Source organism: Sphingomonas sp. LR60, assembly GCF_036855935.1.
GTDB lineage: Bacteria > Pseudomonadota > Alphaproteobacteria > Sphingomonadales > Sphingomonadaceae > Sphingomonas.
In genome coordinates this window covers 3,765,897-3,786,681 of sequence record NZ_JASPFK010000001.1, presented here as the reverse complement: position 1 = coordinate 3,786,681, position 20,785 = coordinate 3,765,897, and the positions used below count along the sequence as shown (strand labels likewise).

The 20,785-nt window shown below is 69.3% G+C and carries 23 protein-coding genes and 1 pseudogene; 18 read left to right on the top strand and 6 right to left on the bottom strand.

Annotated elements, in window-relative coordinates:
- The 8 genes and pseudogenes from fliF (at nucleotide 1) to QP166_RS18130 (ending at nucleotide 8,398) form a co-directional block, all read left to right on the top strand.
- Nucleotides 1-1,738, top strand: a pseudogene (gene fliF / locus QP166_RS19070) (flagellar basal-body MS-ring/collar protein FliF).
- The gene (gene fliG, locus QP166_RS18160) at nucleotides 1,735-2,772 is read left to right on the top strand and encodes a flagellar motor switch protein FliG (protein WP_333917171.1); all 1,038 of its coding nucleotides are present in this window, start codon (nucleotides 1,735-1,737) and stop codon (nucleotides 2,770-2,772) included. Before fliF ends, fliG begins: the two are co-directional and overlap by 4 nt.
- A complete protein-coding gene (locus QP166_RS18155; RefSeq protein ID WP_333917170.1) occupies nucleotides 2,765-3,535 on the top strand; it encodes a FliH/SctL family protein in 771 nt (256 codons plus the stop codon). Before fliG ends, QP166_RS18155 begins: the two co-directional genes overlap by 8 nt.
- Entirely contained in the window at nucleotides 3,529-4,860 is a 1,332-nt protein-coding gene (locus tag QP166_RS18150; protein WP_333917169.1) for a FliI/YscN family ATPase, read from the top strand. The genes QP166_RS18155 and QP166_RS18150 overlap by 7 nt, the downstream gene beginning before the upstream one ends.
- On the top strand, nucleotides 4,853-5,260 hold the full coding sequence (locus QP166_RS18145) for a hypothetical protein (protein ID WP_333917168.1): 408 nt from the start codon (nucleotides 4,853-4,855) through the stop codon (nucleotides 5,258-5,260). The genes QP166_RS18150 and QP166_RS18145 overlap by 8 nt, the downstream gene beginning before the upstream one ends.
- 58 nt (nucleotides 5,261-5,318) lie before the next feature.
- Nucleotides 5,319-7,712, top strand: coding sequence for a flagellar hook-length control protein FliK (locus tag QP166_RS18140; protein ID WP_333917167.1), 2,394 nt, complete (start codon nucleotides 5,319-5,321; stop codon nucleotides 7,710-7,712).
- Nucleotides 7,713-7,776: 64 nt separating this feature from the next.
- Nucleotides 7,777-8,325 carry a flagellar basal body protein FliL gene (locus tag QP166_RS18135; protein WP_333917166.1) on the top strand — a complete coding sequence of 183 codons (549 nt, stop codon included), beginning with the start codon at nucleotides 7,777-7,779 and terminating at the stop codon, nucleotides 8,323-8,325.
- Nucleotides 8,270-8,398: a flagellar basal body-associated FliL family protein gene (locus QP166_RS18130; protein WP_333917165.1), complete on the top strand. Its 129-nt coding sequence runs from the start codon at nucleotides 8,270-8,272 to the stop codon at nucleotides 8,396-8,398. Before QP166_RS18135 ends, QP166_RS18130 begins: the two co-directional genes overlap by 56 nt.
- Here QP166_RS18130 and QP166_RS18125 read toward each other — a convergent pair.
- Nucleotides 8,392-8,526 carry a hypothetical protein gene (locus QP166_RS18125; RefSeq protein ID WP_333917400.1) on the bottom strand — a complete coding sequence of 45 codons (135 nt, stop codon included), beginning with the start codon at nucleotides 8,524-8,526 and terminating at the stop codon, nucleotides 8,392-8,394. The two genes, QP166_RS18130 and QP166_RS18125, sit on opposite strands and share 7 nt — an antisense overlap.
- Nucleotides 8,527-8,529: 3 nt before the next feature.
- On the opposite strand from QP166_RS18125, the gene QP166_RS18120 reads away from it, so the two are divergent.
- The 9 genes from QP166_RS18120 to QP166_RS18080 all read left to right on the top strand — a co-directional run bounded on the left by QP166_RS18120 (nucleotide 8,530) and on the right by QP166_RS18080 (nucleotide 15,268).
- Nucleotides 8,530-9,342, top strand: a complete 813-nt coding sequence (locus QP166_RS18120) for a flagellar motor switch protein FliM (protein WP_333917164.1) — start codon at nucleotides 8,530-8,532, stop codon at nucleotides 9,340-9,342.
- Nucleotides 9,339-9,629, top strand: coding sequence for a flagellar motor switch protein FliN (gene fliN / locus QP166_RS18115; protein WP_028967502.1), 291 nt, complete (start codon nucleotides 9,339-9,341; stop codon nucleotides 9,627-9,629). The genes QP166_RS18120 and fliN overlap by 4 nt, the downstream gene beginning before the upstream one ends.
- Before the next feature lie 14 nt (nucleotides 9,630-9,643).
- On the top strand, nucleotides 9,644-9,922 hold the full coding sequence (locus QP166_RS18110; protein WP_333917163.1) for a flagellar biosynthetic protein FliO: 279 nt from the start codon (nucleotides 9,644-9,646) through the stop codon (nucleotides 9,920-9,922).
- The gene (gene fliP / locus QP166_RS18105; protein ID WP_443027231.1) at nucleotides 9,919-10,815 is read left to right on the top strand and encodes a flagellar type III secretion system pore protein FliP; all 897 of its coding nucleotides are present in this window, start codon (nucleotides 9,919-9,921) and stop codon (nucleotides 10,813-10,815) included. The genes QP166_RS18110 and fliP overlap by 4 nt, the downstream gene beginning before the upstream one ends.
- A 124-nt stretch (nucleotides 10,816-10,939) precedes the next feature.
- Nucleotides 10,940-11,221: a flagellar biosynthesis protein FliQ gene (gene fliQ / locus QP166_RS18100; RefSeq protein ID WP_028967499.1), complete on the top strand. Its 282-nt coding sequence runs from the start codon at nucleotides 10,940-10,942 to the stop codon at nucleotides 11,219-11,221.
- A gap of 110 nt (nucleotides 11,222-11,331) precedes the next feature.
- Nucleotides 11,332-12,105, top strand: a complete 774-nt coding sequence (fliR, locus tag QP166_RS18095; RefSeq protein WP_333917162.1) for a flagellar biosynthetic protein FliR — start codon at nucleotides 11,332-11,334, stop codon at nucleotides 12,103-12,105.
- Complete coding sequence (locus QP166_RS18090; RefSeq protein ID WP_333917161.1) at nucleotides 12,105-13,229, top strand: EscU/YscU/HrcU family type III secretion system export apparatus switch protein; 1,125 nt, start codon at nucleotides 12,105-12,107, stop codon at nucleotides 13,227-13,229. The genes fliR and QP166_RS18090 overlap by 1 nt, the downstream gene beginning before the upstream one ends.
- Nucleotides 13,230-13,263: 34 nt before the next feature.
- On the top strand, nucleotides 13,264-14,850 hold the full coding sequence (gene fliD / locus QP166_RS18085) for a flagellar filament capping protein FliD (protein ID WP_333917160.1): 1,587 nt from the start codon (nucleotides 13,264-13,266) through the stop codon (nucleotides 14,848-14,850).
- Nucleotides 14,851-14,869: 19 nt separating this feature from the next.
- Nucleotides 14,870-15,268, top strand: a complete 399-nt coding sequence (locus QP166_RS18080) for a flagellar export chaperone FliS (protein WP_333917159.1) — start codon at nucleotides 14,870-14,872, stop codon at nucleotides 15,266-15,268.
- 123 nt (nucleotides 15,269-15,391) lie between these two features.
- Here the strand turns inward: QP166_RS18080 and QP166_RS18075 are convergent, their stop codons facing one another.
- The 5 genes from QP166_RS18075 to argH form a co-directional block, all read right to left on the bottom strand.
- The gene (locus tag QP166_RS18075; RefSeq protein WP_333917158.1) at nucleotides 15,392-16,348 is read right to left on the bottom strand and encodes a zinc transporter ZntB; all 957 of its coding nucleotides are present in this window, start codon (nucleotides 16,346-16,348) and stop codon (nucleotides 15,392-15,394) included.
- Nucleotides 16,345-17,100, bottom strand: coding sequence for a precorrin-2 dehydrogenase/sirohydrochlorin ferrochelatase family protein (locus QP166_RS18070; protein ID WP_333917387.1), 756 nt, complete (start codon nucleotides 17,098-17,100; stop codon nucleotides 16,345-16,347). Before QP166_RS18070 ends, QP166_RS18075 begins: the two co-directional genes overlap by 4 nt.
- A 190-nt stretch (nucleotides 17,101-17,290) precedes the next feature.
- Nucleotides 17,291-18,547, bottom strand: coding sequence for a diaminopimelate decarboxylase (gene lysA / locus QP166_RS18065; protein ID WP_333917157.1), 1,257 nt, complete (start codon nucleotides 18,545-18,547; stop codon nucleotides 17,291-17,293).
- A 19-nt stretch (nucleotides 18,548-18,566) separates the two neighbouring features.
- Nucleotides 18,567-18,800 (bottom strand): hypothetical protein, encoded by a 234-nt coding sequence (locus QP166_RS18060; RefSeq protein ID WP_333917156.1) that lies wholly within the window; start codon nucleotides 18,798-18,800, stop codon nucleotides 18,567-18,569.
- Entirely contained in the window at nucleotides 18,797-20,155 is a 1,359-nt protein-coding gene (argH, locus tag QP166_RS18055; RefSeq protein ID WP_333917386.1) for an argininosuccinate lyase, read from the bottom strand. Before argH ends, QP166_RS18060 begins: the two co-directional genes overlap by 4 nt.
- A gap of 77 nt (nucleotides 20,156-20,232) precedes the next feature.
- Between argH and QP166_RS18050 the strand changes: the two genes are divergently transcribed.
- Nucleotides 20,233-20,757, top strand: coding sequence for a TlpA family protein disulfide reductase (locus QP166_RS18050; RefSeq protein WP_333917385.1), 525 nt, complete (start codon nucleotides 20,233-20,235; stop codon nucleotides 20,755-20,757).
- Nucleotides 20,758-20,785: the final 28 nt, after the last annotated feature.

The window sequence follows — 20,785 nt, the reverse complement described above, 5'->3', positions numbered from 1 at the left end:
ATGAGCAACGCTCTCGCCCCCAATCCGCAGAACCCGGTGCCGGTCACGCTGGTGCCCGAGAAGTTCGCCAACCCGCTGCGCCAGATCCAGGGCGTGATGGCGCAGCCCGCGGTGCGTCGCGCCGGACCGATGGCGTTGATGGTCGGCCTGATCGGCGCGGCCGGTCTCGCCTGGTCGGCGCTGTCGACCCCGCCGCAGAAGACGTTGTTCTCCGGCCTGCCCGATTCGGACAAGGCCGCGGTCACCACTGCGCTGTCGGCCGCGAACATCCCCAGCCACATCGACGATTCGGCGGGCACGCTGACCGTCAACGAGGAGGATTTCTCCAAGGCGCGGCTGCTGCTTGCCGGACAGGGCCTGCCCAAGGCCGCACCAGGCGGCTACGCGATCCTCGACCAGCTGCCGATGGGCGTCAGCCGCGCGGTCGAGGGCGAGCGCCTTCGGCAGGCGCGCGAGACCGAACTGGCGCGCTCGATCCAGGAGATCGACGCGGTCGCCGAGGCGCGCGTCCATCTCGCCATGCCCGAGGCGAGCGTGTTCGTGCGCGACAATGCCGCGCCGTCCGCTTCGGTGGTGGTCAAGTTGCAGGGCGGGCGCTCGCTGAGCGACGCGCAGGTCCAGTCGATCGTCAATCTGGTCGCCTCGTCGGTGCCGGGACTGAAGCCCGACGCCGTGACGATCGTGGACCAGATGGGCGGGCTGCTCACCAAGTCGGGTGACGGTCCGGACAGCGCCAACGACAAGCGCATCGAGTTCCAGCGTCGCGTCGAGGACAAATATCGCCAGCAGCTGATCCAGCTGCTGACGCCGCTGGTCGGTGCGGGCAATTTCACCGCCGAGGTGCAGGCCGACGTCAATCTCGACGAGACCAGCGCGACGCGCGAAAGCTACGACAAGGAAGGCCGGCTGCGCGCCGAGACCGGCAATTGGACCGGCAACATGGCGTCGGGCCAGGCACCCGGCGGCATTCCGGGCGCGCTGAGCAACACCCCCGCCCGCCTCGCAGCTGTCGACGCCGCAGCCCGCGACCGGCAACCCCGGCACCCCCGCCGCGCCGCCGACCGCCGGTGGACCCGCGCCCGACCCGGCCAAGCAGACCGACGCGTTCCAGCGCGCCTACGACCTGAACAAGGAAGTCTCGGTCACGCGCGCCGCGCCGGGGAATATCAAGCGGCTGTCGGTCGCGGTGCTGTTGCGCGATCCGGAGAAGACCAAGCGCACCGCAATGGAGATTCAGCAGATCAACGATCTGGTGAAGAGCGCGGTCGGCTTCGATCAGGCGCGCAACGACAATGTGACGGTCATCAGCCGCAAGTTCGCCGACACCAGCGCCGATGCCAGCGCTGCCCCGAAATGGTATGACAATGCGCTGGTGCCGATGCTCGCGCGCAACCTGACCGCGTTGGTCATCGCCTTGCTCGTGCTGCTGCTCGGCGTGCGCCCGATCGCCAAGGCACTGATGAAGAAGCGCGAGGATGCGACCGCCCCCAAGAACGCCGCTGCGATCGCGGACGGCACCAAGGGCGACGGCGCGGGATCGGCCGGCGGCTCGGGCGACATCGCCCTCGACGCCGACGGCGAGCAGATCGCGGTCCACTCGCCGGTCAGCCTCGACCAGATCGAGACCAGCCAGAGCTACGAGGAGCGGATCAACGCGGTGCGCGGCTTCACGCGCGACAATCCGGCGCGCGCGGCGCTGGCGGTGCGTGACATGCTGGTCGCGGACGCCAAGCCGTGAGCGAGGTCGCGACCGCTTCGCGCATCTTCACTGGCGTCGAACGCGCCGCGGTGCTGATGATGCTCGTCGGTGAGGAAGAGGCTGCCGCGATCCTCCAGAAGCTCGACCCCGAAGAGGTCCGCAAGCTCGGCACCGCGATGTTCGCGGTCGCCGACGTCAGCGAGGAAGAGGTCGAGCTGGTGCTCGACGACTTCGTCGGCAAGGCACGCGAGCGCACCGGCATCACCTTCAACCCCGGCCCGAAGGTCGAGGCGGTGATGACGCGCGCGCTGGGCCGCGACAAGGCCGAGAGCGTGCTGGCGCAGATCACCCCGCCCGAAGCGGTGTGCGAGATCGACCTGCTCGACTGGCTCGACGCCAAGGAGATCGCGGCGATGCTCGACAAGGAGCATCCGCAGATCTGCGCGGTGCTGATCGCCAATCTCGATCCGGCGATCGGCAGCCAGGTGCTCGAACTGCTGCCCGAACTGACGCAGCCCGACATCCTGCACCGCATCGCGCGGCTCGGCCCGATCACCCCCGACGCGGTCGACGCGCTGCGCACGTTGATCGCCAGCCGCACCGGCGGCGGCCATGCCGGCAGCGGCGGCAGCGGGTCGTCGACCGCGCTGCAACTGGGTGGCGCGCGCGAGGCGGCGAAGATCCTGCAGGGCGCGCGCAAGTCGACCGAACAGCGTGTCATGCCCAAGCTGCTCAAGATGGATCGCGATATCGCGCGGCAGATCGAGGAGGCGATGTTCGTCTTCGACAACCTGCTGGAACTGGACGACAAGGGGCTGGGCACGCTCATCCGCAACGTCGACGGCGATACGCTGGGCCGCGCGCTGAAGGGTGTGGACGAGGCGGCGCGCAGCCGTATCCTCGGCTGCATGTCGGCACGCGCCGCATCGGGCATCCGCGACGATATGGAAGCCCGTGGACCGATGAAGCTGAGCGAAGTGCTCGAGGCGCAGAAGGCGATCATCCAGATCGCGCGCAACCTTGCCAAGGACGGCACGATCAACCTCGGGGCAGGCGACGACGATTATGTATGAGGCGGATTTCGTCAGCGGTATGCCGTCGCGCGCAAACGCGGCGGCGCTCAACCGCACGCGCGCGCGATCCGATATCGCACCAGGCTTTACGCCCGCCGACCTGATCGCGCGCATCGAGCAAGCCTTCGGTGCGCGTCCGCCGGCCGCGACCGGCGCCGACGACGGGTCGGAAGAGGGCACCGGCGACCAGCCGCGCCACTTCTCCCCGGCCGACCCCGATGCCGATCCGACCGCAGGCTGGGACATGATGGACGCCGATGCTCCGATCCCGGCGAGCGTCGAACAGATCGAGGCGGCGCGGATCGCCGGCTATCACGAGGGGCTGGCCGATGCCGCGATCGCCGCGGATGCGGTGGTATCGCGCGAGCGCGAGTTGCTGGAAGCGGTCGCGGACGCGATGAAGGCTGGCGGCGCGATCGACCGCGTCGCGCTGGCCGACGCGCTACGCCGCACCGTCACGATGCTCGTGACGCAATTGGTCGGCGAGATCGGCGTCTCCGCGCCGCTGCTCGCCGCGCGCGTCGAGGTCGCGACCGATTTGCTCGCCGACGCCAGCGAGTCGGCGATGCTGCGCGTCCATCCCGACGACCTGCCGCTGCTCGAAGGGCATCTGCCCGACACCGTGTTCCCGGTCGCCGACGAAAGCATGGCGCGCGGCAGCTTCGCGATGGAAGCCGCCTCGACGATCGTCGAGGACGGCCCGGCGATGTGGCTGGAGGAGCTTTCCGCCGCGATCGAACGCGCGGCGGTGCCCGCGTGCTGACCCGCTACGCCGAGGATTACCTCACTACGCTCGCACTTGCCGGGGGACGACCCAAGGCGCGCGTCGCGGGGCGGCTCTCGTCCTATGACGGCCTGTTGATGGAGGCGGTCGGGCTGTCGTTGCCGGTCGGCACCGTCTGCAAGATCGGTGCGGAGGGCGGACAACAGGTCGAGGCCGAGGTGATCGGCTTTCGCAACGGCCGCACGCTGATGATGAACCTTGGCGGGCCGGCGGCCTTGCTCCCCAATGCGCCGGTGCGCCCGCTCGGCCCGCCCGGCGAGGCGGAGGTCGGCGCGGCGATGCTGGGACGCGTCGTCGATGGCGCGGGCAATCCGATCGACGGTCTCGGTCCCATTCGCGGCGCGTCGCGGTGGCCGCTCGCCGGGCATATGCAGTCGCCGCTCGACCGCGGGCGCGTGCTCGCGCCGATGGATGTCGGGGTGCGCGCGATCAATGGCCTGCTCACCGTCGGCCAGGGGCAGCGCGTCGGGATCATGGCCGGATCGGGCGTCGGCAAGTCGGTGCTGCTCGGCATGATGGTGCGCGCGGCGCAGGCCGATGTCGTCGTGATCGGGTTGATCGGCGAGCGCAGCCGCGAGGTCGCGGACTTTCTCGAAACCAAGGTCGCGGGCGAGGCGCGCAAGCGCTCGGTCGTCGTCGCCGTGCCCGCCAACCACTCGCCGGTGCTCCGCATCCGCGGCGCGCTGCGCGCCACCGCGATCGCCGAGGCGTTCCGCGCCGAGGGCAAGAGCGTGCTGCTGATCATCGATTCGCTGACCCGCGTCGCGCACGCCGGACGCGAGATCGGGCTTGCGCTCGGCGAGCCGGCCTCGGCGCGCGGCTATCCGCCGTCGGCGATCGCGATGCTGCCCAATCTGCTGGAGCGGGCCGGATCGGACGTGAACACCGGCGGGTCGATCACCGGCATCTATACCGTGCTGGCGGACGGCGACGACGGCAACGATCCGGTCGTCGATTCGGCGCGCTCGATCCTCGACGGACATATCGTGCTGAGCCGCGCGATGGCCGAGCGCGCGGTCTATCCCGCGATCGATATCTCCAAGTCGATCAGCCGCGTGATGAACGATATCGTCCCGCAGCATCACCAGCAGGCGGCGCGGATCCTGCGCCGCCATCTGGCGACCTATGAGGAAAACCGCGACCTCGTGCTGATGGGCGCGTATCGCAGCGGCAGCGATCCTGCGATCGACGCCGCGATCGCCTATCAGCCTGCGATCATGGAATTCGTGCGCCAGGACACGCACCAGATGGTGTCGCTGGGCGATGCCGAGATGGAGCTGGTCGGCGTCTTCGGCGATGCCTGACGGCAAACGGCTGAAGCGCCTGCACCGCGTCCGCACGCTTCAGCTCGGGCTGGCGCGCGCGGACGAGGCGCGGACACAGGCGCAACTGACCAGCGAGACGCAATTGGCACAGCGCATCGCGCAGCTCGCCGACGCGGTCGCACCCGCCCCTTCCAGTTTCGCCGGTGCGTCGAACCTCGCCGCCAGCGCACATTTCCGCGAGCGACTGCACCGTTCGGCGGAAGCCGCGATGAACCGCGTCCGCGCCGCCGAGACACAGGTCGAGCGCAGTGCCGAGGCGACGCGTGGCGCACGCCGCGACCAGAGCGCGGTCGAAAAGCTGATGGAGCGGCAGCGGGCCGCCGATCTGCAGGCCGAGATGAAGGCGCTCGAGGACGTGCCCGCGCGGCCTAAGAAGTAAACGGCACGCTCCTTGCAGAGTGGCAGGTGAACCCTGTCCACGAAAGCGGCCTGAACCCTTGACCACGATCGCAAGCCTTCTCCTGACGACGGCACCGGGCGCGATGCTGCCGGGCGCCGCCTCGCCCCCGCCGGGTGTGGCGGGCGCGACCGGCGACTTCCTGAAGCTGGTGCTGCCCGGATGTGGCGACGGGGTAACGGCGGGCGTCGTGCCGGCGACGGGCGAGCCGGGACGGCAGAATCTTGCCGGGGTCGGCACCGGCCTGCCGCTGGTCGATATCGTGGTGCCGAGCGGCGAAGCGGCATTGGCCTGGCTGGCCGATGCGACCGGCGTGGCGGTGCCCCCGCCGCCGCCCCCGCTGCCCGCCGAGACGGCCATTCCGACATTGCCGGTCGCGACGAAGTCCACAACGACGACGACCGAAGTCTCCGAACTCCCGGAACCACCTTTTGCGGTTCGGCCGCGGCTGCGGGTCGTCACACCCGATGTGCCGGTACAGGTGCCGGGAAGCGATCATGTCGAGCCGCTCGACGATGCCGCGGCGGAGGCGTCGACCGCGTCGGGCGACGGGGATGATCCGCTCGCCGACCCCGCGGTGACCGCCGAGGCTCCTGTTGCTATCCCTACGATTGCGCCGATGCGGGATGTGGAGCCCGCCGCGCCCGTGACTGCGCCTGCGGCGGTCGTTGCGGATGTCCCGCGCGCCGACGCGGCAACGCCAGCCGCGGTCGCTCCGGTGAGCGCCCCGGTCCGCGGTCCCATCGAGGCTGCCACCGACCAGCGCGCACCCGCGCCTCTCACCGAACCGCAACCCGCGCCCGCGAACCAGACGCCCCGATCCGCGACTACGACAGGCACGCCCGTCGACGCCGCTCCGACGAACGACGCTCCCAGAGATGTCGCCACACCGACGCCTCAGCGCGGGGAGAAACCATCACCCGCGCCGGCCGCTGCGCCGCGTAACGAGGCGACGTCTCCGCTCCCGAACGTGCCGGCCCCGACGCAATCCGATCCCGAAACGTCGCAGCAGCGCGATGTGCCGAACGCTGAGACGCCGCCGCCGGCGATCCCCGTCAAGGCTCAGGCACCGCGGCGCGCGGCGTCGAAAGCCGCGATCGAGGTCACCACCGACACCGCCTCCGCAATCGTCGCCGACGCTGCGCCACGCGCGGCGCGACCAGTCGCACCCGCACCTGGCGCGCCACGCGTCCTCGCCACTACGCCGACCCCGACGACTACCGCCGCCGCGCCAGCAGCTGAAGCGATTGCGACCGTCCGTGCGCCTGAGATGCCGGCTGCCACCACCGAGACCGTCGCGCCGCCCGCCACGAACAGCGCGGCACCAGCCGCACCTGTCGATCCTGCCCCGACGCCGCTCGCGGCTGAGGCTCCCGCTACGATCGTCCCGGTGTCCATCCCGGACCCGGCCACCACCGCGACGCGTCAGGAAGCGCCCGCTGCAAGCGCACCGCGTTCGCGTATCGAAGCCGCACCGCGCGCGATCGACACGTCCGCGCTTGCGACGCCGCTCAGCAACCGCGCGCCCGTTCCGACACCCACCCCAGCGCCGGTGATCGCGAGCGCGGCGGCGGTGCGCGTCGATGCACCGATCCTCACGCCCGTGGCGGCGCCGCTTGCAACGCCGGCCGCTCCCGTGACGCCGCCGCTCGCCGACACAGCCGTGCCCCTTGCTCCACCGCTCGCAGGCGCGCCGCTCGCGGCGCCGGTCGCGCAAGTAGCCAGCGTCGACGCGGCGGCAGAGACCGTCGTCTCGCCAGTCGCAGCGAACGAAACGCCACAGATCGGGCGCGAGTCCCCCCGCGTCGCCCCCGCAACGGTGTCACTCGCCGCCGATCCGGCCCCTGCGCCGGTGATCGCCACCGCCGCGCGCACCTTCGCCGAGGCCATCCACCGCGCCGTCACCGCCGACGAGCGTGCGCGTCCCGCCGATCCGAACGCGCCGGTTACCCAGCCGCAGGCGACCGCCGCGATCTCCGCGGCCGCGGTCACCGCGACCGGTCAGGCAAAACAGCAGACGCTCGACATGCGCCAGCCGCATTGGCCCAACGCGATGATCCAGCACATCGAGAAGCTGCGCGACATGGCCGATGCCAATGACATGCGGATCCGCGTCGTCCCCGACGCGCTTGGCGCGATCGACGTCGCACTGCGCCGCGAAGGCGATACGGTGCAGGTCCAGCTCACCGCCGAACAACCGCAGACGCGCGCGATGCTCGCCGATGCGCAGCCGCGGCTGACCGAAATGGCGGAAGCGCGAGGGCTCAAGCTCCACCATGGCCATCCCGGCGGCACGACGATGCAGGGCGAGCGCCAGTCGTCGCAGCAGCAGCAACAACCGCAACAACGCGCCGCGCCCGTTCCGGCCGCGCCGCCGTCCGCCCGTCGCGCCGCCCAGGCGGATGCCGACGACACCGACCAACGACTCGCCTGATTGAGGGAACCGAACGATGAGTGATGCTCCGGCCGCAGACGCCGCGCCCAAGAAAAAGGGCAAGATGAAGATGATCATTATCGGCGCCGTCGGCGTCATCGTCCTGCTGGGCGGTGGCGTCGGTGCCGGTCTCTATGCCGCGGGTTCGGGCATGGTCGGCGGCGGCGCCAAGCCGGCGGCGCACGAAGACCCCAACAAGCCCAAGCTCGTGCCCAAGAGCGAGCAGAAGCACCCCGGCGACGGCGGCGAGGGTGGTGAAGGCGGCGAGGGTGGCCACGGCGGCGGCGAGGCAGCGGCCGAAGGTGGTGGCGAAGGCGGCGGCGAGGCGCATGGCGCACCGACCCCGGAAGGCAGCGGCGGCGAGCCCTATGCGTCCAACTATTTCGCGATGGACAAGGAGTTCACCTCCAACCTTCAGGATTCGGTGCACTTCCTCCAGATCGGGCTCGCGGTGTCGACGCCGTATGACGACAAGGTCATCACGAATTTGAAGACCAACGACATCGCGATCTCGCTCGGCGATCCTGCTGACGCTGGGCGACACACCCGAGGATCAGGTGTTCACCGGCCCCGGCAAAGCGCAGCTCCAGAAGCGGCTCGTCGCAACGATTAACCAGGTTCTACGCGAAAAGGAGGGATTCGGCGGGATCAGTAACGTCTACTTTACCACTTTCGTGGTTCAGTGAACGTAGATGGTTAACAGGCGCTCCTCTACCGACGCCGGGCTCGACTCCGGCACGCCGATCGGCACCGCTGCCGCATTGGGCGGGGGCCGGCTGCGCCTGCCAAACTGCATCCGTTCGGCGATCTGCATACGTTGCAGCATCTGTCGGCACGCGCCGCACGCGGCGTGCGCCAGACGTTCGAAGGCTATTGGCGCACCGAGACGCGCGCCTGGGCCGAGCCGCTCGAGGTACTGCGACTCTCCGACTATCGCGCGGCGCGCGGCGACAAATTGACCGCGTGGCTGCCGCTGTCGATGGACGGTCGCCCCGCCCTGTGCGTGATCGACAGCCAGTTCGTCGTCGAGATCATCGACCTGTTCTTCGGCGGCACCGGTGACGTGTCGCCGGTCCTGGCGCTCGAATTCACCCCGGCGTGCGACGTGATCGTCGCGCGGGTCGCCGCGTCGCTGGCCCGCGCGCTGGAAACCGCGTGGGAGCCGCTGGCGCGCGCGCATTTCACTGCCGAGCCGTTCGAGCTGGGTTCCAGCATGATCCCCGGTATCGAGGCCGACGAGGTGGTGATCGCTACCCGCTTCGCGATCGCGCGCGGCACCGCCAAGCCGGCGTTCGTCGACATCCTCTATCCGGTCGGAACGCTGAAGCCGCATGCGGTCGCACTGACCGGCAAGGTCGTCGCCAAGCCCAGCGAGGTCGACGCCGAATGGCGCACGCAGCTGACGCGCGCGGCGATGGGCGTGCGCTTCCCGGTCCGCTCGGTACTCGCCGAGCCGACCATCCCGCTCTCGCGGCTCATGGATCTCAAGGAAGGCGACATCATCCCGATCAGCTTCGGCGCCGACGTGCCGATCGTGGTCGGCGGGATGGCGCTGGGGCTGGGCACCGTGGGCACGTCCAACGGCCGTGCGGCCATTCGCATCTCCAAGTTCGAAGGACCCCTGCAATGAACGACATGACCGGCGGATTTGCGATCGACGCCGCCGTCGCCGCCAACCTGCGGCTTCTGCAGGGCGTCGACGTCAAGCTGACCGTCGAGATCGGATCGACCACCCTGTCGCTGCGCGAGCTGCTGGCGCTGGGCGAATCGAGCGTGATCGAGCTGGACCGGCAGGCGGGCGAACTGCTCGACGTGCTGGTCAACGGCACACTGATCGGTCGCGGCGAGATCGTGACCGTCGGTGAGCGCTACGGCGTCAAGATGACCGAACTGGTCTCGCCCGAGAAGCGCGGCTGAGGGGCACGCACGCGATGATGTGGACCTATATCCTGAAGCTGATCGTGATGCTCCCGCTCGTCTGCGGGCTGATGATCGGCTGCCTCTATCTCTGGCGTCGGCTCGAGGCGCGGATGCCGGGCAAGCCGTCGACGCGCGGGATCGCGGTGCGCGAGACGATGATGATCTCGCCGGGCGTCAAGCTGGCGGTGGTCGATTTCGAGGGACGGCGTTTGCTCGTCTCGGTCAACCGCGCGGGCGTGACGCTGATCGACAAGGCCGACGGGCGCGCGCCCGTGGAGCCGGCCGCATGAGCGGCGCGCCGATGCACAGTGGCGTGCTGACCCGCCCGCGCGCACGCGCCGCGGGACGGCGCTCGCACCTGATCCTCGCACTGCTCGCGATCATCGTCGCCTTGTGCGTCGCGATGCCGGCGCTGGCACAGAACTTCCCCGCACCGTCGCAGCCGGCGGTGCAGGCCGCTCCCGCGGCGCCTGCGCCGGGGGTCGGCGATGCCGTCGATCGCGCGCTCGGCCAATTGTCGCGCGGCGATGGCGGCGCGCAGAACAACAACGGCTCGCTGTCGCTGTCGCTGCAAGTGCTCATCATCATGGGCCTGCTCACGGTGCTGCCGGGCATCGTGCTGATGATGACCAGCTTCACGCGGATCATCATCGTGCTGTCGATCCTGCGGCAGGCGATGGGCCTGCAACAGACCCCGCCCAACCAGGTACTGATCGGCCTGTCGCTGTTCCTCAGCTTCTTCATCATGGCGCCGACGATCAACCAGATCAACACGACCGCGATCCAGCCCTACTCGCAGGGGCGGATGAACGGCACGCAGCTGATCCAGACCGCCGCGGCGCCGCTCCACACCTTCATGGTCAAGCAGACGCGCGTGAAGGACGTGACGATGTTCGCGCAGATGGCGAAGTCCGGTCCCTATGCCACGCCGACCGACATTCCGTATTCGGTGCTGCTGCCCGCGTTCGTCACCTCGGAGCTGAAGACCGCGTTCCAGATCGGCTTCCTGCTGTTCCTGCCGTTCATCGTCATCGACCTCGTCGTCGCGACGGTGCTGATGGCGCTCGGCATGGCGATGCTCAGCCCGACGATCATCTCGCTGCCGTTCAAATTGCTGTTGTTCGTGCTGGTCGATGGCTGGGCGCTGACGATGGGCAGTCTGGCCAATTCGTTCGCGACCTAGCCACCGTCACATCGTCATCCCGCGCAGGCGGGGATCCAGAACCTCCGACGTCTCGACCCACACCGAAACCTGCGCGTCTGGATTCCCGCCTTCGCGGGAAGGACGGCAACAGAAGTGACCGCTCATGCAACCGCTCGTCGACGCCGACTATTTCCTGACCGTCGCCAACCAAACCATGTGGGTGCTGGCGCTCGTCTCCGCGCCGATCCTGATCCCGGCGTTGCTGTCGGGGCTGATCCTCGGGATGGTGCAGGCCGCGACCTCGATCAACGAGCAGACGCTGAGCTTCGTGCCGAAGCTGATCGTCGTGGCGGTGTCGATCATGGTGTTCGGCGCGATGATCCTCGGGTTGCTGAGCGACTTCACCACCGAGATCTTCGCGCGCATCCCGGACCTGGTGCACTGATCTTGCGCCACTCGCACCCCGTCACCTCGGCGCAGACCGGGGTCCCGAGCCGCAAGCGCGGTTCTGCGTGGCTCTGGACCCCGGCCTGCGCCGGGGTGACGGTGGCGTAGTTGTTGGGCTTTGGCTTAAGCATCGAGCCGCAGCTGTGGGCGCTGATCTTCGTGATGATCCGCGTCGGAGCGGCGTTCATCGCGGCGCCGGTGTTCGGCAACGTCTCGGTGCCGCTGCCGGTGCGGATCACGCTGTCGGGCGCGGTCGGGGTGCTGGTGCTCGGCACCACCGCGATCCAGCCGCCGCCGACGATCTTCGCGCTCTCCACCTTCGTCGCGGTCGCGGCCGAGGCGCTGGTCGGACTCGCGATGGGCTTCATCGTCCAGATCGCCTTCGCCGCGCCGCTGGTGGCGGGCGAGATCATCGGCGGATCGATGGGGATCGGCTTCGCCAATATGATCGACCCCAATTCGGGGCGCTCCAGCCCGGCGGTCGGCCAGTTCCTGTCGATCCTGCTAACGCTGCTGTTCCTGTCGCTCGACGGGCATCTCGTGCTCGTCGACATGGTGGTGAAGAGCTACACCGCGCTGCCGCCCGGCGCGGCCTGGCTGGCGGCGGGGCAGATGCGCGACATCGCGCTGTTCGGCGGCTATGCGTTCATGGCGGGGCTGTTGCTCGCGCTGCCGGTCGGCTTCCTGCTGCTGTGCCTCAACCTCGTCATGGGGATGGTGTCGCGCTCGGCGCCGTCGCTCAACCTGTTCTCGATCGGCCTGCCGGCCAGCCTCGCGGTCGGCGTCATCAGCCTCGCGATCGCGCTGCCGGCGATGGGCGATTACATGCAGGTGATCGTCCGTGAAGGGCTCGCCGCCGCACAAAGCCTGGTGCTCGGCTGATGTCGGAGGGAGGCGACAAGACAGAAGCCCCAACCCAGAAGCGTCGTGACGACGCCAAGGAGAAGGGCGACGTCCTCAAGAGCCGCGATCTCGCGACCGCGCTGGTCGTGCTGGCGGGCATATCGTGGATGATGTTCTTCGGCCCCGCGCTGCTCGCCGCGTGCCGCGAGGTGATGGCGGCGAGCTTCAACTTCGGGCGCGCCGACGTCGAGGATTTCCAGCCATGGCGCCCGCTGGTGCAGGCCGGATGGAAGCTGGCGGCGCCGCTCGGCACCCTGTTCGCGATCACGATCGGCGCCGCGATCGCCAGCCAGGCCGGGCTCGGCTCGCTGAGCTTCAACGCCAAGTTGCTCGCGCCCAAGGCGTCGCGGATCAATCCCGGCTCGGGGATCATGCGCATCATCGGGATGCAGGGCTGGATCGAACTCGGCAAGTCGCTGCTCAAGGTCACGCTGCTCGGCGCGATCGGCGCGTGGATGCTGTGGCAGACCGCGCATTTCAGCTTCGGGCTCGCCGCCTCCAACCTGCCGGTCGCGCTCGCCGGGCTCGGCTCGACGCTGACGCATGTCCTGCTCGTCATGGCGATGGGGCTGGTCGCGATCGGCATGATCGACGTACCGACCCAGATCATGCAGCTGCTCAAGAAGCTGCGCATGACCAAGCAGGAAGTGAAGGACGAGCATAAGGAGAGCGAAGGCAATCCCGAGATGAAGGGGCATATGCGCATGAAGCAGCGCGAGATGCTGTCCGGCGGGATGCACAAGGCGCTCGACCAGGCGCATGTCGTGCTCACCAACCCGACGCACTTCGCGGTCGCCCTGCGCTACGATCGCGGGCGCGACGAGGTGCCGGTAGTGGTCGCCAAGGGGCGCGGCGCGCTGGCGCTCGCGATCCGATCGGCGGCCAAGGATCGCGCGCTACCGATCCTCGAATATCCGGCACTGGCGCGTGCGGTCTACTACACCAGCCGCGAGGGTCAGGAAGTGCGCGACGATCTGTATCTCGCCATCGCCACCGTTCTGGCGTTCGTCTTCGGGCTCAATGCGCAAGCCGGCGGGACCCAGCCGCCGATCGATGTGCCCGACACCGCACGTTTCGACGAAAATGGTGTCCGCCAGTCATAAAGAATCGCCGCGCGCGGCCGTTTAGGAGAGCATCATGGCGACGATCAGCAGCACGAGCACCAGCAGCACGGCGACAACGACGGCGACGAAAACGTCGTCGACGACGTCGACCACCAAGACCGGTAGCGCGGCGTCGATCAACAAATCGGCCGCCAACTCGATCCTGACGTCGCTCGGTTCGGGCTCGGGGGTCGACACCGACACGTTGGTCGGCCAGCTCGTCGACGCGCAATTCGCCGCCAAGCGCGCGCAGATCACCGCCAAGACCGACAAGCTGACCGCGCAAATCTCCGACGCGGCGACGCTCAAGAATTTCGTCAGCGACTTCGCAAAGGCGGTCAACACGCTCGTCACCGGCGGGACCCTCGCGACGCAGCCGAACGTCAGCGATTCGAAGGTCGCCGGCGCGACGGCGATCTCGGGCGCGCCGATGAACGCGACGGCCACCAGCACGATCAACGTCACCAGCCTCGCCACCGCGCAGTCGGCGACGAGCACCAAGTTCCCCAGCACCACCGGCAGCGCCAGCGACGGCAGCACGCTGACGGTCGCGGGCGCATCGACCACCTTCGATCCGGGCACGCTGACGATCAAGATCGGCAAGCTCGATTCCGGCGGTGTGCTGACCCCGAACAAGGACAGCGACGGCAACGACGTCAGCGTCTCCATCTCGGTCGCGTCGCCCAACAACAAGCTGTCGGACATCGCGGCGGCGATCAACGCGAAGAACAGCGGCGTCACCGCCTCGGTCATCACCGATGCGGACGGGGGCGCCTTCCTGTCGCTGAAGGGGCAGACCGGCACCAGCTCGGCCTTCACGGTCAGCGGTGACAATGCCTCGCTGGCGAAGCTCGACGTCGGCGCCGGCGCGTCCAGCGGAACGGCGATGACCGGCGGCACGAAGGCGGCAAACGCCAAGCTTTCGGTCGACGGCGTGCCGGTCGAGCGTCCCAGCAACGAGATCAGCGATCTGATCCCCGGCGTGAAGCTGACGCTGGCCGGCACCGGTTCGATGACGCTGACCGGCACGCGCCCCGACACCGCGCTGACCAACGGCGTCAAGGATTTCGTGGAGACCTTCAACCAGTTGCTCAACGAGGTGAAGCAGCAGACCAACGCGGTCGACGGCAGCCTGCGCGCCGATCCGGCCGCCAAGCAATTGCTGCGCAACCTCCAGGGTTTCGCGAGCAAGACCTTGCTCCCGGACGCTGCACCGGGCACGCCCTCGACGCTGGCCGGGATCGGCATCACCACCGACAAGACCACCGGCGAGCTGACGATCGACGACGCCGCGCTGACCAAGGCGATGAAGGACTCGCCCGACGCGATCCAGGCGATGTTCAACCCGAACAGCTTCGGCGCGACCGGCATCAACGCCGCGATGCAGTCGCTCAAGCTGACGTCGGGCAGCTCGCTCTACGGGCTCGGCGCGACCGACCTGAAGCTGCGCAAGGCGCAGGACGAGCTGACCAAGGAAGGCGCCAAGATCGACGATCAGGCGACCCGCTTCTCGGCGCGGCTGACGCAGCAATATGCCAGCATGAACTCGCGCGTGTCGGCCTACAAGCAGACGCAGTCGTTCATGAAGCAGCAGATCGACGGCTGGTACAAGTCGAGCTGATCGGGAGAGACGACAGATCATGGCCTATGCCTCTTCCCTGCTGCGCGATCCGGCGCGCACCTATCGCGAGATCGACCTTGCGGGGCGTACCGCCGCGGCCGATGGCCCGGCGCTCGTCCAGTTGCTGTACGAGGAACTGACGCAGGCGCTGCGCGTCGCCGCCTGGGCAGCCGATCGCAAGCAGTTCGCGACGCGCAGCGAACGCCTCACCCGCGCGACCGCGATCCTGTTCGCGCTGGAGGCCAATCTCGACTTCGAGAAGGGCGGCGACGTCTCGCGCGCGCTGGCGCGTTTCTACGGCGGCTGTCGCCGACAGGTGATCGAGGCGAGCATCGGCACCGATGGTGCGCCGTTCCGCGCGGTCGCCGCCGAACTCGAAGAGATCGCCAGTGCGTGGCGGCAGGCACGCGCGGCGTAACCTGCCCCACACCGTCATTCCCGCGAAGGCGGGAATCCAGGCGCGCAGGTCTTCGTGGAGTCGTCGCCGTCAGAGCTTCTGGATCCCCGCCTCCGCGGGGATGACGGACGCTACAGCGAGCGCCTAGCCCTTGAACCAGTGCCGCTGGACGAACCAGATCACGATCCCCGCCGAGATCAGCGCGCAGCCGCCCGCGATCGCGTCGAACGCCCATGGCTCCTCGGCATAGGGCAAGCCCTTGACGTTCATGCCGTACAACCCGGTCAGAAACGTCAGCGGCAGGAAGATCATCGCCACCATCGCGATCACCAGACTGCGCTGATCGAGTTGTTCGGCGCGCAGATCGGTCAACGCCTCGTGCATCAACGCGGCGCGCTCGCGGATCGCCTCGACTTCCTCGGCCATGCGCGCGGCGCGGTCGGCGGCGGCGGCGAGATGGGCACGATCATCCTCCGCCAGCCAGTCGCCGGGCAACGTCGCCAGCCTTTCGAGCGCCGCACGCTGCGGGCTGAGGAAGCGGCGGTAGTTGATCGCTTCCGAGCGCATCCGCGTCACCGCGCGGCGCAGCTCGAAGACATGGTGCGCGCTCAGCTTCTGCTCGCAATCGTCGAGTCCGTCGCCGAGATCGGCGACGACCGGATCGAGATCCTCGGTGATCGCGGTGGCGATCGCGGCGATCAGGTCGCCCGGATCGCGCAACTCGCCACGCTCCATCTCTTCCTCGACCCGCGCCAGCGTCACCAACCGCTTGCGCGACACGGTGATGACGCGGCCCTTGGTGGCCCATATGCGGATCGAGGCGAGCACGTCCGAGGTATCGAGCGGCTCGTCGGTGCGCCCGCGCAGGTTGACGAACGCGCCGTGGCCGATCTTCTCGGCGCGCGGCCGCGTCTCGGCGGCGGTCAGCGCGTCAACGGTGAACGTATCGAGCCCGGCGTCGTCACGAAGCCACGCCTGCGCCTCGGTGGCGTTGGAGGCGAGATGCACCCACAGGAACGCCGCTTCGGTGGCCATCGCCGCCTTGGGCGCGACCTTCTCGACGGTGCCGTCGTTGCCGACGCACCATGCCACACCGCTCATGATCGCATCCCGATATCGACGGTCAGCCCGGTGCCGTGCGTCGGCGCTTCGTCGCATTGCTCGCGCGCGGCATCGGCGCGCACACGATCGAGGATCGCGGCGGGCACGTCGGCGCGATGCGTGACGCGGTCGGCGGCGGCGAGCAGCCGTGCCTGCCGCAGCGTCAGGTCGTCGGGGTCGCGCGAGGCGAGTTCCAGCCGCACGACACCGGTCGTCGCGGCTCCGGCAAGCACCGCTTCGGCGGCATCACGCCCGTCATAGTCGGCGAGCGGATCGAGCGCGGCGCCGGGAGCAAGCGCGGCACTGATCGCGCGTCGCCGCGCGCCGCCATCCGGCAGTGCCGCGCGCAACGCCGCGCGTGCGCCATGCAGCGCCTCGGCGAGCCGTCCGAGCGACGCGGGCAGCACCGCCTCCAGCCGCTGCCGCACCGCCGCCGCCAATCCTGCGGACACGCCGCCGGTGCCGATCGCGACCAGCACCGGCGCGCGGTCGACGATCGCGGGCAAGGTGAAGTCGCACAATTCGGGGCGATCGACCGCATTCACGAGCACGCCGCGCGCCTTGAGCCGCGTCACCGCCTCATCGTCGTCGGCGACGATCGCGAGCCGGGCGTCGGGGTGGTCCTCACCGACGACGATCGCGCCAGCGCGTTCGAGCAAGCGCCGCTTCGGCGCGGCGGCCTCACCGTCGCCGACGAGGATCACCGGGCGGCCGTTCAAGCGGACGAACAGCGGGAGGCTGTGGAGCGTCATACCGTGCATCCCCAAGCCGTCATTGCGAGCGGAGCGAAGCAATGACGACCAGAGGCCCTCCCGTCACTTCCCGTCACCCCGGCGGAGGCCGGGGCCCAGTTGGGGGACGTCGCCGCATAATGCGCGCGGCTCGCCACTGCACGCCGGCCTCCGCCGGGGTGACAGTTGACGGGTGAGCGCAGCGCCGCTCTTACAACCACTCCGGCACGCGCTCCGCGGCGAGGATCGTCTCCGCGGCGATCCGGTCGGCGACCACCGCATAGCGGTCGCCATCCACCAGCACCTCGGGCACCAAGGCGCGGCTGTTGTAGGTCGACGCCATCGTCGCCCCATACGCCCCGGCAGTACGCAGCACGGCGAGGTCGCCGCCCTGCACCGCGTCCATGTCGCGCGCCATCGCGAACGTATCGCCGGTCTCGCACACCGGGCCGGCGACGTTCGCCGTCATCCGCTCGCCGGTCGGGATCACCGCATCGACATCGTGCCATGCGTCGTACAGCGCCGGACGCGCCAGATCGTTCATCGCCGCGTCGACGATCACATAGGGATGCACCACCCCCGGCTTCACCCAGATCACGCGCGTCAACAGCACGCCGGCACTGCCTGCGATCACGCGGCCCGGCTCGAACATCAACTGGACGTCCCAGCCCTTCGTCACGCGCTCGACCATCGCGCCATATTCGGCCGGGGTGCGTGGATCGTCGCCCGCCTTGTAGCGGACGCCCAGCCCACCGCCGAGATCGACGCGCGCGATCGCGTGCCCGGCGGCGCGCAGGTCATCGACCAACAGCTTGACCCGCCGGTACGCCGCCTCCAGCGGCGCCAGATCGAACAACTGGCTGCCGATATGGATCGCGACGCCCTGCATCGACAGCCCCGGCAGACCGCTGAGCCGCGCGTACATTGCGGGGGCCTGGTCGATCGGCACGCCGAACTTGTTCTCCTTGCGGCCGGTCGAGATCTTGGCGTGCGTTCCGGCATCGACGTCAGGATTGACGCGCAGCACGGCGCGCGCGGTCAGCCCGCGTTCGTGCGCGAGCTGCGCGAGGACGACGCCTTCCTCTTCCAGCTCGAGGTTGAACTGGCCGATCCCGGCCTCCAGTCCGCGCAGCAGTTCGGCGCGGGTCTTGCCGACGCCCGAGAAGACGATGCCGCTCGCCGGGATGCCCGCCGCCAGCGCGCGCGCCATTTCGCCGCCGGAGACGACGTCGGCGCCATAACCCTCGGCGGCGACGACGCGCAGCACCGCGACGTTCGGATTGGCCTTGATCGCATAGGCGAGATGCACGTCGGGGACGCCCGACAAAGCATCGCGGTACGCACGGGCCTGCGCGCGGAAGGCGGCGGCGGAATAGACGTAGACGGGGGTGCCGACCTCGTCGGCGATGCGGGTCAGCGGCACGCCCTCGCACCACAGCGCGCCGTCACGGTAATGAAAATGGTCCATGGTCACTCGCAGATAATCGTCAGCGTGGGGGAAGATCGAACGGGTCGGGCTCCCGTTTCTGCGAGCTTTTCAACACTTCCCCGGTCCGCTGCGGCCGCGCCTGGACCGAGGGGGTCAGCAGGTCGGCGACCGCCGGCTGTTGCGCCGCGCCATACGGCGTGACCGGCATGGCCTGCCCCGGCGCCGGCTTCAGCGCCTGCGTCGATCCGCAGGCGGCGAGCAGGAGCGTGGCGGGGATCAGCAGCGCCCTCACGTCCGCGCCGCCCGGATCGCGGCGCGGACGTTGTCGGGTGCGGTGCCGCCGAAGCTCTTGCGGCTCGCCACCGACGCATCGACCGAAAGAACGCCGTACACCGCGTCGGTGATCCGCGCGTCGATTGCCTGCAGGTCGGCGAGCGGCACCTTGTCGAGCGTGCAGCCCAGCGCCTCGGCCCGCGCCACCGCACGGCCAGTGATGTGATGCGCCTCGCGGAACGGCACGTCGGCCTCGCGCACCAGCCAGTCGGCAAGGTCGGTCGCGGTCGCGAAGCCGCTTTCGGCCAGCGCACGCATCCGGTCGGCGCGGAAGGTCGCGCTCTCGATCATGCCGGTCATCGCCGCGATCGAGATCGCCAGCAGGTCGTGGCACTCGAACACCGGCGGCTTGTCGTCCTGCATGTCCTTCGAATAGGCCAGCGGCAGCCCCTTCATCGTCACCATCAGGCTGACGAGGCAGCCGGTGATCCGTCCGCTATGCCCGCGCACCAGCTCGGCGGCGTCGGGGTTACGCTTCTGCGGCATGATCGAGCTGCCGGTCGACCATTGGTCGCTGAGCGAGACGAAGCCGAACGGCTGCGACGCCCACAACACGAACTCCTCGGCCAGTCGGCTGAGATGGAGCGAGCATTGCGCGGCGGCGGTCAGGTAATCGAGCGCGAAGTCGCGGTCGCTGACCGAATCGAGGCTGTTGCGCGTCGGCCCGTCGAAGCCGAGCGCGGCGGCGGTCGCATGGCGGTCGACCGGAAAACCGGTCCCTGCCAGCGCCGCGGCGCCGAGCGGACACAGATTGCCGCGCGCGCGATTGTCGCGGAAGCGGCTGACGTCGCGCGACACCATCTCGTGATAGGCCATCAGGTGGTGGCCCAGCGTCACCGGCTGCGCCGACTGCAGGTGCGTGAAGCCGGGCATCACGCTGCCGGCATGTTCCTCCGCCCGCGCAAGCAGCGCGCCATCGAGCGCGTCGAGCGCCGCCAGCACCTGATCGGTGGCGTCGCGCACCCAGAGCCGGAAGTCGGTCGCGACCTGATCGTTGCGGCTGCGCGCGGTGTGGAGTCGCCCGGCGGCCGGACCGATGGCGGCGGACAGCCGCGCCTCGGTCAGCATATGGATGTCTTCCATCGCCAGATCGTCGGGCACGCCGTCCGCGGCATAGCCGGCGGCGACCTGCTCCAGCCCATCGCGGATCGCCGAGGCGTCCTCGGCGGCGACGATGCCCTGCTCGCCCAGCATCGTGACGTGCGCACGACTGCCGGCGATATCCTGTTTCCACATGCGCTTGTCGAAGGGGATCGACGCGTTTATCTCGCGCATCACCGCAGCCGGGCCTTCGGCGAACCGCCCGCCCCACATCTGGTTGGAACCGCTCATGGCATCCCGCGTCGCGATCGTCTGTCTCCTCGGCACCGCGCTGGCTATCGCCGCGTGCGATAAGCCGTCCCAGGGCAACGGGCAAGCGGGGGCAAGCGGAGGCGGCGAGCAGCGACGAAGTCCCCGCCGCCGCCGCGCCGAAGGTCGACAAGATCGACCGCAGCCACAAGGGCGAGGCAGCGCCCGACGTCTCCTTCACGCCGGCGGCGGGCGGCGCGGCGACCACCCTTGCGGCGTTCAAGGGCAAGCCCGTGCTGGTCAACCTGTGGGCGACGTGGTGCGCGCCGTGCGTCAAGGAAATGCCGACGCTCGACGCCGCCGCCGCGACGCTGGGCGACAAACTGCCGGTGCTCGCGATCAGCCAGGACATGGAGACGGCCAAGGCCACCGCCTTCCTCGCGCAGCGCAAATTCGCGAACCTGCGCCCGTTCCTCGATCCGAAGCTGGGGCTGAGCACCGGCTATGGCGCGAACCTGCCGACGACGATCCTGTACGGCGCCGACGGCAAGGAGATCTGGCGCGTGACCGGCGACCTGGACTGGACCGGCGCGGAGGCGAAGAAGCTGCTTGCCGAGGCGGCGTAACGAAGCCGATCATTGCATAGTCAAAGGC